The organism is Arthrobacter sp. LjRoot78, assembly GCF_964254335.1.
In the GTDB taxonomy this organism is placed as follows: Bacteria; Actinomycetota; Actinomycetes; order Actinomycetales; family Micrococcaceae; genus Arthrobacter.
Genome location: NZ_CAXUTG020000001.1, coordinates 3,269,308 through 3,284,759 on the forward strand (window position 1 = coordinate 3,269,308; position 15,452 = coordinate 3,284,759).

The 15,452-nt window shown below is 64.7% G+C and carries 17 protein-coding genes and 1 tRNA gene; 6 read left to right on the top strand and 12 right to left on the bottom strand.

Annotation, left to right across the window (positions count from 1 at the left end; all coding sequences use genetic code 11):
• Positions 1-33 precede the first annotated feature (33 nt).
• A complete protein-coding gene (locus ACSQ1X_RS15185) occupies positions 34-495 on the bottom strand; it encodes a hypothetical protein (RefSeq protein ID WP_436058248.1) in 462 nt (153 codons plus the stop codon).
• A gap of 205 nt (positions 496-700) precedes the next feature.
• Here ACSQ1X_RS15185 and ACSQ1X_RS15190 point away from each other — a divergent pair, with 205 nt between their 5' ends.
• Both ACSQ1X_RS15190 and ACSQ1X_RS15195 read left to right on the top strand, forming a co-directional pair.
• Positions 701-1,900: an acetyl-CoA C-acetyltransferase gene (locus tag ACSQ1X_RS15190; RefSeq protein WP_436058249.1), complete on the top strand. Its 1,200-nt coding sequence runs from the start codon at positions 701-703 to the stop codon at positions 1,898-1,900.
• A 2-nt stretch (positions 1,901-1,902) separates the two neighbouring features.
• Positions 1,903-2,409 carry an aminoacyl-tRNA deacylase gene (locus tag ACSQ1X_RS15195; protein WP_055797159.1) on the top strand — a complete coding sequence of 169 codons (507 nt, stop codon included), beginning with the start codon at positions 1,903-1,905 and terminating at the stop codon, positions 2,407-2,409.
• Positions 2,410-2,597: 188 nt separating this feature from the next.
• Here the strand turns inward: ACSQ1X_RS15195 and rplL are convergent, their stop codons facing one another.
• The 9 genes from rplL to ACSQ1X_RS15240 form a co-directional block, all read right to left on the bottom strand.
• The gene (rplL, locus tag ACSQ1X_RS15200; protein ID WP_028269590.1) at positions 2,598-2,972 is read right to left on the bottom strand and encodes a 50S ribosomal protein L7/L12; all 375 of its coding nucleotides are present in this window, start codon (positions 2,970-2,972) and stop codon (positions 2,598-2,600) included.
• Positions 2,973-3,050: 78 nt separating this feature from the next.
• Positions 3,051-3,641 carry a 50S ribosomal protein L10 gene (rplJ, locus tag ACSQ1X_RS15205; RefSeq protein ID WP_028269591.1) on the bottom strand — a complete coding sequence of 197 codons (591 nt, stop codon included), beginning with the start codon at positions 3,639-3,641 and terminating at the stop codon, positions 3,051-3,053.
• A gap of 299 nt (positions 3,642-3,940) precedes the next feature.
• Positions 3,941-5,053, bottom strand: a complete 1,113-nt coding sequence (locus tag ACSQ1X_RS15210) for a GNAT family N-acetyltransferase (RefSeq protein ID WP_055797162.1) — start codon at positions 5,051-5,053, stop codon at positions 3,941-3,943.
• A gap of 140 nt (positions 5,054-5,193) precedes the next feature.
• On the bottom strand, positions 5,194-6,285 hold the full coding sequence (locus ACSQ1X_RS15215) for a GNAT family N-acetyltransferase (RefSeq protein ID WP_436058250.1): 1,092 nt from the start codon (positions 6,283-6,285) through the stop codon (positions 5,194-5,196).
• A gap of 123 nt (positions 6,286-6,408) precedes the next feature.
• Positions 6,409-7,116, bottom strand: a complete 708-nt coding sequence (gene rplA, locus ACSQ1X_RS15220) for a 50S ribosomal protein L1 (protein ID WP_011692825.1) — start codon at positions 7,114-7,116, stop codon at positions 6,409-6,411.
• A 197-nt stretch (positions 7,117-7,313) separates the two neighbouring features.
• The gene (gene rplK / locus ACSQ1X_RS15225; RefSeq protein ID WP_003803853.1) at positions 7,314-7,745 is read right to left on the bottom strand and encodes a 50S ribosomal protein L11; all 432 of its coding nucleotides are present in this window, start codon (positions 7,743-7,745) and stop codon (positions 7,314-7,316) included.
• 131 nt (positions 7,746-7,876) lie between these two features.
• Positions 7,877-8,725: a transcription termination/antitermination protein NusG gene (gene nusG, locus ACSQ1X_RS15230; RefSeq protein ID WP_436058251.1), complete on the bottom strand. Its 849-nt coding sequence runs from the start codon at positions 8,723-8,725 to the stop codon at positions 7,877-7,879.
• Between the two features lie 115 nt (positions 8,726-8,840).
• A complete protein-coding gene (secE, locus tag ACSQ1X_RS15235) occupies positions 8,841-9,125 on the bottom strand; it encodes a preprotein translocase subunit SecE (protein ID WP_028269597.1) in 285 nt (94 codons plus the stop codon).
• A gap of 80 nt (positions 9,126-9,205) precedes the next feature.
• A tRNA-Trp gene (locus tag ACSQ1X_RS15240) sits at positions 9,206-9,278 on the bottom strand.
• A 275-nt stretch (positions 9,279-9,553) separates the two neighbouring features.
• On the opposite strand from ACSQ1X_RS15240, the gene ACSQ1X_RS15245 reads away from it, so the two are divergent.
• A complete protein-coding gene (locus tag ACSQ1X_RS15245; RefSeq protein ID WP_436058252.1) occupies positions 9,554-10,771 on the top strand; it encodes a pyridoxal phosphate-dependent aminotransferase in 1,218 nt (405 codons plus the stop codon).
• Between the two features lie 177 nt (positions 10,772-10,948).
• On the opposite strand, the gene ACSQ1X_RS15250 is transcribed toward ACSQ1X_RS15245, so the two are convergent.
• Positions 10,949-11,635, bottom strand: a complete 687-nt coding sequence (locus ACSQ1X_RS15250; RefSeq protein WP_326949470.1) for a response regulator transcription factor — start codon at positions 11,633-11,635, stop codon at positions 10,949-10,951.
• Entirely contained in the window at positions 11,632-13,122 is a 1,491-nt protein-coding gene (locus ACSQ1X_RS15255) for an ATP-binding protein (protein ID WP_436058253.1), read from the bottom strand. The genes ACSQ1X_RS15250 and ACSQ1X_RS15255 overlap by 4 nt, the downstream gene beginning before the upstream one ends.
• Positions 13,123-13,246: 124 nt before the next feature.
• Here ACSQ1X_RS15255 and ACSQ1X_RS15260 point away from each other — a divergent pair, with 124 nt between their 5' ends.
• From ACSQ1X_RS15260 to ACSQ1X_RS15270, 3 genes are read left to right on the top strand one after another with little or no spacing between them, the layout of a single operon-like run.
• Positions 13,247-14,884, top strand: coding sequence for a PspC domain-containing protein (locus ACSQ1X_RS15260; protein ID WP_436058254.1), 1,638 nt, complete (start codon positions 13,247-13,249; stop codon positions 14,882-14,884).
• A gap of 1 nt (position 14,885) precedes the next feature.
• Positions 14,886-15,173 carry a hypothetical protein gene (locus ACSQ1X_RS15265; protein ID WP_436058255.1) on the top strand — a complete coding sequence of 96 codons (288 nt, stop codon included), beginning with the start codon at positions 14,886-14,888 and terminating at the stop codon, positions 15,171-15,173.
• A gap of 3 nt (positions 15,174-15,176) precedes the next feature.
• Entirely contained in the window at positions 15,177-15,428 is a 252-nt protein-coding gene (locus tag ACSQ1X_RS15270) for a PspC domain-containing protein (RefSeq protein ID WP_028269603.1), read from the top strand.
• The last annotated feature ends 24 nt before the right edge of the window (positions 15,429-15,452 follow it).

The window sequence follows — 15,452 nt, forward strand, 5'->3', positions numbered from 1 at the left end:
CAAGCACCGTTGCCGGAGGCACCTAGTTGGGTTCTACAGCGTGAGGGTCACGCCCTCGGCGGTGCAGGCGCCGGCGTTGGCAAACACGGCATCCCGGATGGCGTCCTTGGCGGCCTGGCTAACCGGGTCGCCGGTTTCGATCTCCGAGGCCTGGTCCAGGGCGAGGACAGCCATCGATGTGAACAGCCCCTTCAGGTTTCCGGACACTCTGTCCTTGGCGTCGGCCGCCGCCAGGTAGACGTCCTCCTGGGCATTGGAATCCCTCCCGGCCGCCCGGTACTGCACGTAGAGGGAGTTGAACTTCTCACAGGCCTCTTTCACGCCGAGAACTCCGGGATCGGATGCTTCGGAAGAGCGCGACGGCGATACCTGTGAAGGTGCGGGAGAAGCCGCGGCACTGGACGACGTCGTGCTTTCCGGCGCGGGAGTGGAGACGCTGCAAGCGGTAAGTCCTGCAAAGCTTGCCACGGCTGCCATCGCGAGGATTTTTTTCAAGATACTGCTCCCTGTGTTTTGCTGCCGGTGTGCGTTTGTCGTCGCCATCCACCCTACGCAGCCGTTTCCTGTACCGCACGTCGGCCGGATGGGCAACAGTCCCCATGAGGGGCGGAATGGACCCCGCACCGAAGGCGTTTAATGGATAGGTGATCCGGCTCACGATAGCCTTGGCCTACATCGTCACAGATCGGAAGAGATAACCATGAGCAACTCCCCAGACAACAACGATGTTGTCATCCTCGCTGCGGCACGTACGCCGCAGGGCCGCCTCAACGGCCAGATGGCCAGCTTCACGGCGGTGGAACTCGGGGCGCATGCCATCAAGGCGGCCCTCGCCGCAAGCGGCGTCGGCGCCGACAAGGTGGATGCGGTCATCATGGGCCAGGTGCTGCAGGCAGGAGCCGGCCAGAACCCGGCACGGCAGAGCGCCATCGGCGCCGGCATCGGCTGGAATGTCCCCACTGTCACCATTAACAAGGTGTGCCTTTCCGGCCTGACGGCAGTCATCGACGCCGCCCGCATGATCCGCAGCGGTGATGCCGCCGTCGTCGTCGCCGGCGGGCAGGAATCAATGACCCGGGCCCCGCACATCCTGCCGGGTTCCCGGCAGGGCTGGACCTACGGGACCGTCCAGGCACTGGACGTGGCAGCGCATGACGGCCTGACGGATGCCTTCGACGGACAGTCCATGGGACTGTCCACCGAAAGCAAGAACCTGGTCCTCGGCATCGACCGGGCGTCCCAGGACAACGTGGCGGCCCAGTCGCACCAGCGGGCCGCGCTGGCGGCCAAGAACGGCGTCTTCGACGACGAGATCGCTCCCATCAGCGTCAAGCAGCGCAAGGGCGATCCCATTGTCGTCTCAGAAGACGAAGGCGTGCGCCCCAACACGACGGTCGAGTCGCTGGCCGGTTTGCGCGCGGCCTTCGTCAGCGACGGCACCATCACGGCCGGCAACTCTTCTCCCCTCTCCGACGGGGCTTCGGCACTGGTGCTGACCACGCGGAAATTCGCGGAAGACCACGGCCTGGACTACCTGGCGGTTGTCGGCAAGCCGGGCCAGGTCGCGGGGCCGGACAACTCGCTGCATTCGCAGCCTTCCAATGCGATCAGGAATGCCCTCGACCGGGCGGGGTGGACCACCGAGGACCTCGACTTCATTGAGATCAACGAAGCCTTCGGTTCGGTGGCAGTCCAGTCCCTCAAGGACCTCAAGTACCCGCTGGAGAAGTGCAACATCCACGGCGGCGCCATCGCCCTGGGCCACCCGATTGGAGCGTCCGGTGCGCGCTTGGCCGGGCATGCCGCCCATGAACTGAAACGCCGCGGCACGGGAAGGGCCGCCGTATCCCTGTGCGGCGGCGGCGGGCAGGGCGAAGCCCTCCTGCTGTACCGGGACTGAACGTGGCCTCATCCGCGGACGCGGCGGGCAACGCTGACAGCGGCGTCGGCAGGGAGCGCTTCCTGCGCGACGCCGCTGCGCGCGGGCTCGACGTCGAAATAGTGGAGCGGCTCGCAGCGAAGAGCCTTGAGGAGGCCGCCGGCATCCTGGGTATTACGCCGGCGGACATTGTGAAGTCCCTGGTGGTCAAGCACAAGGACGGCAGTTTCCTGTTTGCCTTGGTACCCGGCGACCGGCAGATCTCCTGGCCCAAACTGAGGGGGCTGGTGGGCGTCAACAAGCTCTCGCTCCCGCCGGCGGACGTCGCGCTGGAAGCCACCGGCTATGAACGCGGCACCATCACCCCGCTGGGGAGCACCAGGGCGTGGCCCGTCTACGCGGACGCGACAATCGCGGGGCGGAGGATTTCCATGGGGGCCGGGCAGCACGGCTACAGCGCCTTCGTGGATGCCGACGCCCTGACCACGGCGCTGGGCGCCGTGGTCGCGGACATCAGCGACCCTGCCTAGGTGTGCGGCTGAGGATTCGCACCACTGAGGGACTGACCGTCAACGATTAGCCGTTGACCACCAGCCGCCAGTCGCTCTGAACTTCACCGGTTGTTGGTGCGGGCCGTTCGTGGGGGCGGTTAGTGCGGCCCCGGACGCAGAAAACCCCGCCCACCGGAGTGGACGGGGTTTCCGTGAAGCAGCGTGAGTTACTTGAGGGTAACGGTGGCGCCGGCAGCTTCGAGCTGCTCCTTGGCCTTCTCGGCAGCTTCCTTGGTGACGCCTTCGAGGACGGCCTTCGGAGCGCTGTCAACAACGTCCTTAGCTTCCTTGAGGCCCAGGGAAGTGATTGCGCGAACTTCCTTGATCACTGCGATCTTCTTGTCGCCAGCAGATTCGAGAACGACGTCGAATTCAGTCTTCTCTTCAGCTTCTTCAGCAGCACCGGCAGCGGGGCCAGCAACGGCAACAGCAGCAGCGGTAACTTCGAAGGTCTCTTCGAAGAGCTTGACGAACTCGGAGAGCTCGATGATGGTCAGTTCCTTGAAAGCTTCAATGAGCTCTTCGTTGGTGAGCTTCGCCATGGTGTGGCGTCCTTCCTATAGGTGGTGCTTGGCGGCCTGGGCCGTTGTCCTCGCACCGGAGTCTGGTCTAAAAGAGAGTTAGTTCTCTTCGGTGGCTGCGGCTTCGGCCGGAGCTTCGGTCTCTGCTGCTTCTGCGGCCGGTGCTTCTTCAGCGGCGGGCGCTTCGGCAGCTGCCGGTGCACCGTTCTCTTCTTCAAGCTTGAGGCGCAGGGCGTCGATGATGCGTGCAGCAGCGGCAGCAGGAGCCTTGAGGATGCCTGCAACCTTGGCGAGCTGCAGCTCGCGGGACTCGAGTGCTGCCAGGGCAGCAACTTCGCTGGCGTTCAGTGCCTTGCCCTCGAAGTAACCGGTCTTGATAACCAGCTGCTTGTTGGTCTTGGCAAAATCCGTCAGGCTCTTGGCAGCCGCAACTGCGTCACCCTTGATGAACGCGATTGCAGTGGGGCCGGCGAGCTGGCCGTCGAATGCTTCGACACCAGCTTCCTTGGCTGCAATGGCGGTCAGGGTGTTCTTGACGACCGAGAACTTGGTGTCCTGGCCGAGAGAAACACGCAGCTGCTTGAGCTGTGCAACAGTGAGCCCACGGTATTCGGTCAGGACAGCGGCGTTCGATTCCTTGAAATCGTTTGTGATCTCAGCTACTGCTGAAACCTTTGCAGGCGTTGCCATAACCCTCCTTCCGGGGATAGTGCCGGTATTCCGGGTCCCCGCTCAAGGTGAGCTAAAACTAAAAAACGCCCCGCGCAGATGCACGGGGCTTGGCTCAACACAGATCTAACCGCGGAGCTTTGCTTCGTTCACCTGCGCCGGCCGCCCTATGTTCAGGGTCCTTCGTCCGGAAACCCACTGACTCTCCCGCACACAACTGCAGAATTGAGCGATGCTCAGGAGAGTGGATTTCCAACAACCGACGGTCTTTGGTAGTTCAAGCTTACGGGCAAGGCTGCCCGTACTCCAAATCGGGCAGCTCAGCTGCTGCTGGGCCCGAGGTCCGGTAGGTCCTTCTGCCAGATCCCCGTGACTCCTGCCGTGGTGAACCCCAGCTGCTGGTTGACCTTGAGCAGGTATCGGTTCTCCGGAGCGTTCCAGGTGTAGATGACCCTGGCATCGGGGAACTGCTCGGTGAGCCGTTCCATGTTGGCCACCTTGATCAGCAGGCCCAGCTTGTTGCCCCGGTGTTCCTGCATCACCACCGTGTCGTCCTGGAACACGACGTCCTGCCGCTGGGAAAGAACGCTGATGGTGGTCAGCCCCACCAGCATCCCGGTGGCGATATGTTCGACGGCGGTGACCACCGTGCGCCGACCCTGCGCAATGGTGGCCTCTTCCGCTTTCCTGATCATGGCGCCGTCGAACACCATCTGCTCTTCGGTCCTTGACGACGGTTCAGTGTCCTCGCCTGCCTGGTTTTCGAGGGCGGCCACCCCCTCCAGCCACTGGTCCGGGCACCGGTCCGTCCAGTGATGCAGCCGGTAGCGGCCGGCATTGGCCTGCTCCGCTTCGTCCGCCAGCTCCGCGACCAGCTTGGTGTCCAGCGGCAGCAGGCACGAGCTGAACTGCTCGATGTGCTGCAGGGTGTAGCCGGTCTTGCGGGCAAACTCCACTTCCCGGCTTCCCATCGGAACGAAGCCTAGGCCGGAGCCCGGGACCAACTGGTCATCGACCGCGCTGTTCAACGAGACGCCGGGATGGTTGGTGTCGATCAGGATCGACGTCCGGCCTTCGGCTCGGGCAAACTGCTCTGCCGCTTCAAGCAACTGGCGGCCCACTCCCTGGCGCTGGAACTCGGGCAGGATGTCCAGCGTGAATTCCGCGAGGTCCAGGTTATCGGCCAGAGGCAGGGCGATGTCTGCCGTGCCCACAATTTCGCCGTCCACCCTGGCAACGAGGATGATCTGGCGTTCGTACGGGTCGGCAAGTTCCAGGAGCTTTTCCAGCGGGGTGTAGGCCAGATCGTCACTCCCCCATGTCTGCATCCGCACCTTCCGGCTCACTTCGACGGCGGCCAGGAAATCGTCGCTGTCGGGCCCGTCGAGGGAATCGGGAATCCAGAGTTGTTCGATCCGTACGTCTTTAACCATAGAGGGCGTCATTCCAGTCGTTTCTGCCACTCACCTTCAAAGCCGGCGGGCTTGAATCCAAGCGAAATATTAATCGCCAGCATATGCCGGTTTTCGCTGGCGTTCCATGCCGTCGGCGACGGCGGTGATCGGCAGCCCTTTCACAGCGTCTTCTGCCATTCGCCGTCGTACCCCGCGGGCCGGAAGCCGAGCGCTACATTGATGGACAGCATGTGATCGTTTTCGGCGGCGTTGAACGTGACAATTCGCTCCACCTGGGGATAGCCACCGAGCAGCCGCCGGATGTTGAGGATCTTGACCAGCATTCCCAGGCGGTGCCCGCGGTGTTGGCCGGCCACAAGGGTATCGTCCTGGTTGGCCAGCCACGGCTTCCCGTCCGACACTTGGAGGACGGTGTAAGCGGCCAGCTCTCCCGTTCCCCGATGCCGGGCACTTGCCACCAAGGAGCTCAGGCCGGCCCTCTTCCACGTGGTCTCCACGTGGCGGACCCGGGTCACGTCCCAGGTTTCCTTGTCGTAGTTGAGGGCGCCCACTGGCGTATCCGTGCTCATGCGGGACATCAGGACGGCGAGTTGTTCCGCATATTCCTCGGGGCAATGGTCCGTCCAATGCAGCAACTCGTACTGCTGTGCCGCCTTTTCCGCCGCCTCGCTTTCCAGCGCAGCAAGCGTCCCCTCGCCCACTGGGAGGGACAGGGCGCTGAAGCGTTCCACCTGTTCCAGCCGGTAGCCGGCCCGCAGGGCGAAACGCACCCCGTTCGCGCCTGCGGGCACGCCGCCCGTCCCCGTTGCCGGTTGGAGCAGCCCGGGTCCGTCGGCGTCGAAATCGGCCGGGTGCTCCGTGAACGCCTGAAGGGTGGTGCATCCGCGCGATGCGGCCACCTGCTCGGCGTGCCCCAGCAACGCCCGGCCGATGCCTCGGCCTGAAAACTCCTTCAGTACAGTCACATGCAGGAGTGCGGTCTGGACGTTCTCCTGGACGCCGAAGCGGATCCAGGACCGCGCTACCAGCCGCCCGTCCAGCCGCACAAAGAAGAGCCTCACCTGCGTGTAGGGGCTGTCCCGCCAGTATTGGAGCCTCGTTGCCAGCGGAGCCAGTCGGTCCGCATTACCCCAGGTTTCAAGCACCAGTGCATCGCTCAGCGCTCCGAACTCCAGGAATACGCCAGCATTCGGCGAATCGATTGCGTCGGGCAGGGCAAGCGGTTCGATGACGTACGGCGCTGCATTCACGGGGACAGCCTAACCGGGGGCGGGCTCTCAGCCAATGGAGGTTCCGCCGAGCGAAAAGAGATGGAGACGCAGAAAGACCGCCCCGCAACTGCGGGACGGTCTTTCATGCGGAACTGCTGAGGATTAGACCTCGGTCAGGACCTTGGTGACGTTGGGGTCAACGGAGATGCCCGGGCCGAACGTGGTAGCCACGGTGGCCTTCTGGATGTAGCGGCCCTTGGAAGCGGACGGCTTCAGGCGAAGGACCTCTTCCAGTGCTGCTGCGTAGTTCTCGGCCAGCTTGATGGCGTCGAAGGAAACCTTGCCGATGATGAAGTGCAGGTTGGAGTGCTTGTCGACGCGGAAGTCGATCTTGCCGCCCTTGATGTCGTTGACAGCCTTGGTGACGTCGGGGGTCACGGTGCCGGTCTTCGGGTTCGGCATCAGGTTACGAGGACCCAGGACCTTACCGAGGCGGCCAACCTTGCCCATGAGGTCAGGGGTGGCGACGGCGGCGTCGAAGTCGGTCCAGCCGGCTGCGATCTTTTCGATCAGGTCATCGGAACCAACGAAGTCGGCGCCGGCAGCGATTGCTGCCTCTGCCTTGTCGCCCGTTGCGAAGACGAGGACGCGGGCAACCTTACCGGTGCCGTGGGGCAGGTTGACCGTGCCGCGGACCATCTGGTCAGCCTTGCGAGGGTCTACGCCCAGGCGGAAAGCGACCTCTACGGTGGCGTCGAACTTGGACGGGTTGGTGTCCTTGGCGAGCGTCACTGCCTCGAACGGCGCGTAGAACTTCTCCGCGTCGATCTTGGCGGCGGCTGCCTCATATGCTTTGCTGCGCTTTGCCATGCTGCTTATTCTCCTTGTGCAGTTGTGGTCTGCGGACCGCGCTGGGCCCTGCCACAGTTGGAATCCCGAATGGTTTGTCCGGACCGGATGTCCAACATTTCAATGTTTAGGTGGTGCCGGTTGCCCGGCGGTGCCGTCCGCCGTCGTCATCGGTTTCTTACGTGTCCGAATGCCGACGCCGCATCAGCGGTGGGGAATTAACCCTCGACGGTGATACCCATGGAGCGGGCAGTGCCGGCGATGATCTTCGCTGCGCCTTCGAGGCTGGTGGCGTTGAGGTCTTCCATCTTGGTGGAAGCGATCTCGTTGACCTGGGCCTGGGTCAGCTTGGCAACCTTGACGGTGTGCGGGGTAGCTGAACCCTTGGCGACGCCTGCAGCCTTTTTGATGAGCTCTGCAGCCGGCGGGGTCTTGGTGATGAACGTGAACGAGCGGTCTTCGTAGACCGTGATTTCAACAGGAATAACGTTGCCGCGCTGGGCTTCCGTCGCAGCGTTGTACGCCTTGCAGAATTCCATGATGTTGACACCGTGCTGGCCAAGCGCAGGACCGATCGGCGGGGCCGGGTTAGCGGCACCTGCCTGGATCTGCAGCTTGATGAGGCCGGTGACCTTCTTCTTGGGAGCCAATGTAGGGTCCTTCTCTCAATTTCGTCCTGGGACACAGGAGCGTGCCTCAGGTTGGTGGCCGCCATGGCGAGGCGACCGGCCGCTCATGGCTGCTAAGCGGGCAGCCCTGAGCGAATTCTGGTGGGGTGTTGCTAGATCTTGGTGACCTGGTTGAACGCCAGGGTGACCGGGGTCTCGCGTTCGAAGATGGAGACCAGCACCACGAGGGTCTGCGAATCGATCTTGATCTCGGAGATCGTGGCGGGGAGGGTCTCGAAGGGACCTTCCTTGACGATGACGGACTCGCCGACTTCGAAGTCGACGTCCACGGGAGTGGCGGCGTGCTTGATCGGCTTGCCCTTCTCGGCCTGCTCTTCTTCGAAGACGGGGGCGAGCATGGAGAAGACCTCATCGAGCCGCAGCGGGACCGGGTTGTGGGCGTTGCCCACGAAGCCGGTGACGCCGGGGGTGTGCCGGACGGCGCCCCAGGAGGCGTCAGTCAGGTCCATGCGGACCAGCACGTAGCCCGGGATGCGGACGCGGTTGATGACCTTGCGCTGAGCGTTCTTGATCTCAACGACTTCTTCCATCGGGACCTGGATTTCGAAGATGTAATCTTCCATGTCCAGGGTCTGGATGCGGGTCTCAAGGTTGGCCTTGACGCGGTTTTCGTAACCCGCGTAGGAGTGGATGACGTACCAGTCGCCTTCCTGGCGGCGCAGCTTGGCCTTGAATTCCTCGGCGGGATCAACCTCAGCCTTGGCGGCCGCGGCGGCCAGGGCGTCGGCCTCATCGTCCTCGGAGCCGGCTTCGTCAGAGTCTTCGTCTGCTTCGGCGTCGTCAGCATCAGCGTCAGCGTCGGCCTCAGAGGAATCGTCGGTGGAATCGGGCGCAGCAGACTCAACCTCTGACTCTTCCCCGGCTACCGCCGCGGCGTCTGTTGTGCTGTCCGTGGACCCATCCAGCTCAGTCTCAGTTACCTCGAGCTCCTGCTCAGACACTTGGTCTCCTGCTTCCTCATTGCCTAACATGCCTATTTAAATGGCTCAATTCCGCACACCCCGTGAACGCTTCCGGATTCCCGGAGCATTCCACGCAGTCTGCGGACGGATCGCCTTAGCGGTCCGCGGGGCCTGTGCCGCCGAAGACCCAGCTCACTCCGGTCCCGAAAGCCAAGTCCAGGACGGTAACAATGAGCATCATGATGATCACGAACACCAGCACCACGAGCGTGTAATTGATCAGTTCCTTGCGGGTGGGTGCTACGACCTTCTTCAGTTCGCCGATGACCTGGCGGACGAAGAGTGCGATGCGAGCGAAGAAGCCGGCCTTGGCGGCATTCTTGGCGGGGCGGCCCTTGGAGCTGCTTGCAGCCGTTTCGGTCACCTGGTCCTCACTCATCCTCGCAAAGTCGGATACCCGGCTCTGAACTGAACCATGGTTGCTGCGCTGGCTCCGGCTAACCGCCGGAACCGCTTGCGCAGGGCAGACAGGACTCGAACCTGCAACCTGCGGTTTTGGAGACCGCTGCGCTACCAATTGCGCCACTACCCTATGGATCGAAAACCAATCACACCATACTTCCCGCAAACTTCACGGGGCGCAGGCCATCATCGTGTTTTCAACACCGGAGAACTAGTCTACGCAACAACTGCGCTTACGTCGAACCAGCCTCATTTCGGACCCTCTTCGCGGCTGCCAGGGCCTGCCGACCGGGACACGGTCACATTCCTGGCCGTCACGCTGAACGATCCGCTGAACAGCATAGAGTAGATCTCGTCGAATCCCACATCCAGCCATCGAGCTGCAAGCGAAGAATGGACCCCGCCATGCCTGCCGCCCGCGTTTCCCAACGCATTTCCGCTATCGCCGAATCCGCCACCCTGGCCGTTGATGCCAAGGCCAAGGCACTCAAGGCAGCCGGCCGGCCGGTCATCGGCTTCGGCGCCGGGGAACCCGACTTCCCGACACCCGGTTACATCGTTCAGGCCGCCATTGAGGCCGCCAGCCAGCCCAAGTATCACCGTTACTCCCCCGCCGGCGGGCTCCCGGAGCTCAAGCAGGCCATTGCGGACAAGACGCTGCGGGATTCCGGCTATAAGGCCGAGGCGTCACAGGTCCTGGTCACCAACGGCGGCAAGCAGGCCGTGTACAACACCTTCGCCACGCTGGTCGATCCGGGCGATGAGGTCATTGTTCCCACGCCGTTCTGGACCACGTACCCGGAAGCCATCCGGCTGGCCGGCGGCGTGCCCGTGGAGGTCTTCGCGGGCCCGGAACAGGACTACCTCGTCACCGTGGAGCAGCTCGAAGCCGCCCTGACCGAGCGCACCAAGATCCTGCTGTTCGTCTCGCCGTCCAACCCCACCGGTTCGGTGTACTCGCCTGAGCAGGTCCGCGAAGTCGGATTGTGGGCAGCCTCCAAGGGGCTGTGGGTGGTCACCGACGAAATCTACGAACACCTCACCTACGACGGCGTTCCCTTCACGTCGATCGCCACGGCCGTTCCGGAACTCGGCGACAAGGTGGTCATCCTCAACGGGGTGGCCAAGACCTACGCCATGACCGGCTGGCGCGTGGGCTGGATGATCGGCCCGGCGGACGTCATCAAGGCGGCCACCAACCTGCAGTCGCACGCCACCTCAAACGTGTCCAACATCCCGCAGGTTGCTGCCCTTGCGGCCGTCTCCGGCCCGCTCACCGCGGTGGACGAGATGAAGGTGGCCTTCGACCGCCGCCGGAAGGCGATTGTCGCCGGCCTGAACGCCATTGACGGGGTGGAATGCCCGACGCCGAAGGGCGCCTTCTACGTCTACGCGGACGTCCGCGGCCTGCTGGGCAAGGAATTCGAGACGGCGAACGGGACCGCCCGCCCGCAGACTTCCGCCGAGCTCGCTGCGCTCATCCTGGACGAGGTTGAGGTTGCGGTCGTACCGGGCGAGGCTTTCGGCCCCTCGGGCTTCCTGCGCCTCTCCTATGCACTTGGTGACGACGACCTGGCCACCGGTGTGGCGCGGCTCCAGAGCTTCCTCGGCAAGGCCAAGTAGGCACCCTCTCTCACTTTTCGCAGGAAAACTACAGACGCTCTCTCACTTTTTTCAGGAAAGTGAGAGAGCGTCTGTAGTTAAGCGGCAGGAAGTGAGAGAGCGTCTGTGGTTAAGCGGCAGGAAGTGAGAGAGCGTCTGTGATTAAGCGGCAGGAAGTGAGAGAGCGTCCGGGGTGGGTTAGAGGAGGCGGCGTTCAGCCGCCCACTTGGTCAGTTCGTGGCGGCTGGACAACTGCAGTTTCCGCAGCACGGCGGAGACGTGGGTCTCCACTGTCTTGATGGAGATGAAGAGCTCCTTGGCCACTTCCTTGTAGCTGTAGCCCCGCGCGATGAGCCGCATGACCTCCAGTTCGCGGGCGGAGAGGCGGTCGAGTTCGTCGTCTGCGATATCCGCCGGGGCCGTGCCGAACGCGTCGAGCACGAACCCCGCCAGCCGTGGCGAAAAGACGGCGTCCCCGCCGGCGACACGGAGGACGGCGTCGGTGATTTCCGTGCCGGAGATGCTTTTGGTCACATAGCCCCGGGCTCCGGCCCGGATGACCGAAACGACATCTTCCGCGGCGTCCGAGACACTCAGGGCCAGGAACCGGGTGCTGCCGAGCAGTGCGGCCGATCCGGCAATCACTTCGCGGCCGCCGCCGCCCAGCCCACCCGGCAGGTGGACATCCAGCAACACCACTTCGGGCCTCGCCTGCGCGATCACGGCGATGGCCTGCTCGACTGTTCCGGCCTCCCCCACCACGGTGACCCGGGTGTCCAGGTCCGCTTTGAGCCCGGACCGAAAAATGGCGTGGTCGTCCACGATGACCACGCGGATAGCTGGAACACCTCCTGCATGCGCGCCTGCTGTGTCGATGTTGCTCACGACTTTCCCTCTCCGTTGTCCGCGGCATCGGAAGGAAGCCTGAGCCGCACTTCCGTGCCGTCCGCGCTGCTGCTGATGACGGCGGTCCCACCGTGGCGGTTCATCCGTCCGACGATCGATTCCCTGACCCCCATGCGGTCGGCCGGAACCGACTGCGGGTCAAAACCGGGTCCGCGGTCCTTCACATAAACTTCCGCGCCGCCGTCGGCCACCTCGAGATAGACCGATACCGCGCCGCCGCCGTGGCGGGAGGCATTCACCATGGCCTCACGGCTGGCCTGCACGAGGGCTTCGTGCCGGGCGGTCATGGCGGTGTCTCCCACACTGACCACGTCCACGGCATGACCCAGGGAGTCCTCAACTTCCGCCGCAGCTGCCTTGATGCGCTCGGAGAGCTGCCCTGCATCCTTGTCGGGGTCGCGGTAGAGCCAGCCCCGCAGCTCCCGCTCCTGGGCGCGTGCCAGGCGAACGACGTCGTTCTCGTTGCCTGCCCGGCGCTGGATCAGCGCGAGCGTCTGCAGCACGGAATCGTGCAGGTGGGCGGCAATCTCCGCACGCTCCGTGGCCCGGACGCGGCCGGAGCGCTCCGCTTCCAGGTCCCGCCAGAATTTCAGTCCCCACGGGAGCAGCACCAGGGCCACGCCGCCAAGTACGGCCACGGAGGCAAGGAGCGCCAGCCAGGTCTGCTCCCAGGAGCCGGAGCCGGACACCATCACCAGCACACCGGCCACCACCAGGGCGAGACCGGCGGCGAGCCTGGCCCAGCCACCGGCCTGGTCCGCTTTGGTCTTGTCGAGGAGGCCGGCCCGGCGGGTTTCATCCAGCTGCATCCAGGCGATCGCCGCCCCGCCAAGGATCGCTGCGGCCGGGATCAGCGTCCCCAGCGGAACGTCGACGCCCACCATGCGTGCGGTCAGGATTCCGCCTGCCAGCAGGAGCCCGGCACCCAGCAATATTTCCTTGCCGTACGGCATGCTCCGGACGCGGAACCACGGGGCGCCCGCACCAGGTCCGCCGGAGGTCCCGCCGTCGGGGCCGCTGTCGGTACCGCCGGAAACCGAGGCACCCGGGCCACCCGGTGTGGCGCCGGTGGCCGCTGGAATGAAACCGCCCGCAACGCCGGGCAGCGCGTCCGGTAGCGGAGCGTCGGTGTAGGCGGCTGTGCCAGGGAAGGTGGCCGCGGCGGGTACTGTCCCGGACATGAAGTCCGGCGGTACCGGCAGCGGCCCCGGGGCGCTGACGGCCGGGGCAATGGGCGAGGCCGGACGGCGTGCGTTCCGCTTGGCGTTCTCGTCCGCAGTAGGAACCATGATCCAGAGCCACGCGTAGAAGGCCAGCCCTGCTCCGCCTGCGAGCGCGGCCACCACCATGCCGATCCGGACCATCCGCACCGGCCAGCCCAGGTGGGCGGCCAGGCCCGCGCAGACTCCTGCGATCACGCGGTCGCTGCTGCGGACCAGCGGGGGGCGGGTCATGGCGGTTGTCATGTGTCAATCCAAGCATGGATCAGGGTTCCGCACGCCTGATTCTGCAAGGAACCGGGGGTCACTCAGGGGCGGCTCAGGGTGTTCCCCAATAGAGCGCGGCGGCCGCGGACGGCAGGATCGAAGTATGAACTCGCACAATGCATACCCCGATGAAGATCCGCTGCCGTCCGGCCGTCCCGAGTCCGGGTCCGGTTCCGGTTCCGGCTCCACCGCCTCAACGGAAGGCACTTCCGACGACGGCGCCGGCTCAGTCCCTGCCTCAGCCGGGCACGCATCCGGCACAGGCTTCGGCTCTGATTCCGGCTCAACGCCCGGAGCTGAATTCCCCGGCGGCCCGCCGCCGCTCTATCCGAACGCACAGCTCCCCGGCGCTGAGTACCCCGGCGGCCCGACCCCCGGCACACACTCGGCGGATACCCGGTACGCCTACCCGCAGTCCCAGCCCCAGAACTTCTTCAACTGGGTCCGGAGCCACGGCATTCAGCGCGGACAGGACCGCTGGATCGGCGGCGTCGCCAGCGGCATCGCGCACCGGCTGGGCGTCGACCCGCTGATCGTGCGCGGCGTCTTCATCGTCCTGTCGATTTTCGCCGGCATCGGCGTGCTGCTTTACGGCATCGCCTGGGCACTGTTGCCGGAGCCCGACGGCCGCATCCATGCGCAGGAGGCCGGCGCCGGACGCTGGACCACCGGCATGACCGGAGCCCTCATCACCACGGTGATCGGCTTTCCCAGCCTTGGCAGCGGCTTCTGGGGCTGGGAGCGGAACGGGTTCGGCGGCTTCTTCTGGACCGTCTTCTGGATAGCAGGCGCCGTCTACCTCATCTACTACCTCTCGCAGCGCAACAAAGCCCCGAACGGAGCACCCCTCATGAACACCAGCACAGATGCGGGCTCCGCTGCCGGCGGAACCTTCGCTGCGACGTCGCCGGCTGGAACCTCGTCCCCGGCATCCGGCGCCTCCTATGAGCCCGGCTCCTACACGGGCGCGCCATACTCCGGCGGCTCCTACTCCGGCGCTCCGTACACCAGCGGCCCGTACGACGGCGGCGCTCCCGGCTCGGGCGGTTACGGCCCCACCCCGCCTTACGGCGGAGGCTACGGCGGACCGTCCACGCCCGCTCCCAAGGCTCCCAACGTTGGCCCCGGCGCCCCCGCCGTCGCGGTGACGGCAGGCGTGGCCCTGCTGGTGGGCGGTGGAATCAAAGCACTTGAAGCCCTCAACGTCATAAATCTGGGTGACGCCACGAACGCAGTGGTGTGGGCCAGCGGCGCCGCCGTCCTGGGCCTTGGCATCCTGATCGCCGGGCTCAGGGGCAGGACCTCCGGAATCCTCGGGTTCTTTGCGGTGGTGGCGCTCATCATCGGCGGCATCTTCAATGTGGTGCCCAACGGCGACCGTTTCCGCTTCCAGGACGCCAACTGGAACCCGGCCAGCATCGAACAGGCACGGGAAGGGTTCAACATCACGGGAGGCAGCGGAACCGCTGACCTGACGCGGCTGAACCTCACGCCGCCGCTGGGCACCGACGTCGTGATTCCCATGGACGTCACGGCCAGCAACCTGACCGTCGTCATTCCGGACACGGTTCCCGTGGAAATCCGGGCGGACATGACCCTGGGCAACCTCAACGAGGGATCGCAGAACCACGGCGGCATGACGTCGCAGCAAAGCAACTACAACACCGACAAGCCGGGCGCCGCGCTCATCCTCAAGATCGACGGCACCATGAGCAACATCACCATCCAGGAAGGAAACTGACATGAGCAGTTACGAACCTGCCCCGGACACAGCCTCCCCGGCGGAAGCGTCACGAGGCACCGGAGCGCGGCACGGCGGACCATCGCCGGCACGGGTAGGCACCGTGGTCTGGGGCCTCATCGTCCTCGCGCTGGCTGCCTTGATCATCATCGGCCAGCTCGGGATCGTGGCCCTGAACGGAACCTACGTACTCATCGGCCTGATGATCGGTGCCGGCGCCGCCCTGGTGGTAGGCGGGCTCCTCTCAGCCCGCGGACGTGACAAAGAAACCACAACAGGGAAGTCTTGAAGCATGGATAAGTTCTTCAGCATCGTCAGGGGCTTCGGCCTGAAGCGCGGACCGCAGCGGTGGCTGGGCGGAGTGTGCGGAGGGATCGCCGCGAAGCTCAACGTGGACGTCGCCTTCGTCCGGATCGCGTTCCTGCTCCTCAGCCTCCTGCCCGGTCCGGCCTTCGTGTTCTACCTCGCAGCGTGGCTCATCCTCCCGGACCAGCGAAACGCCATCATCCTCCAGTCCTTCCTGGACAAGCGATCGATCAACTGATCTGACCCAGCGGTCAAAGGACCC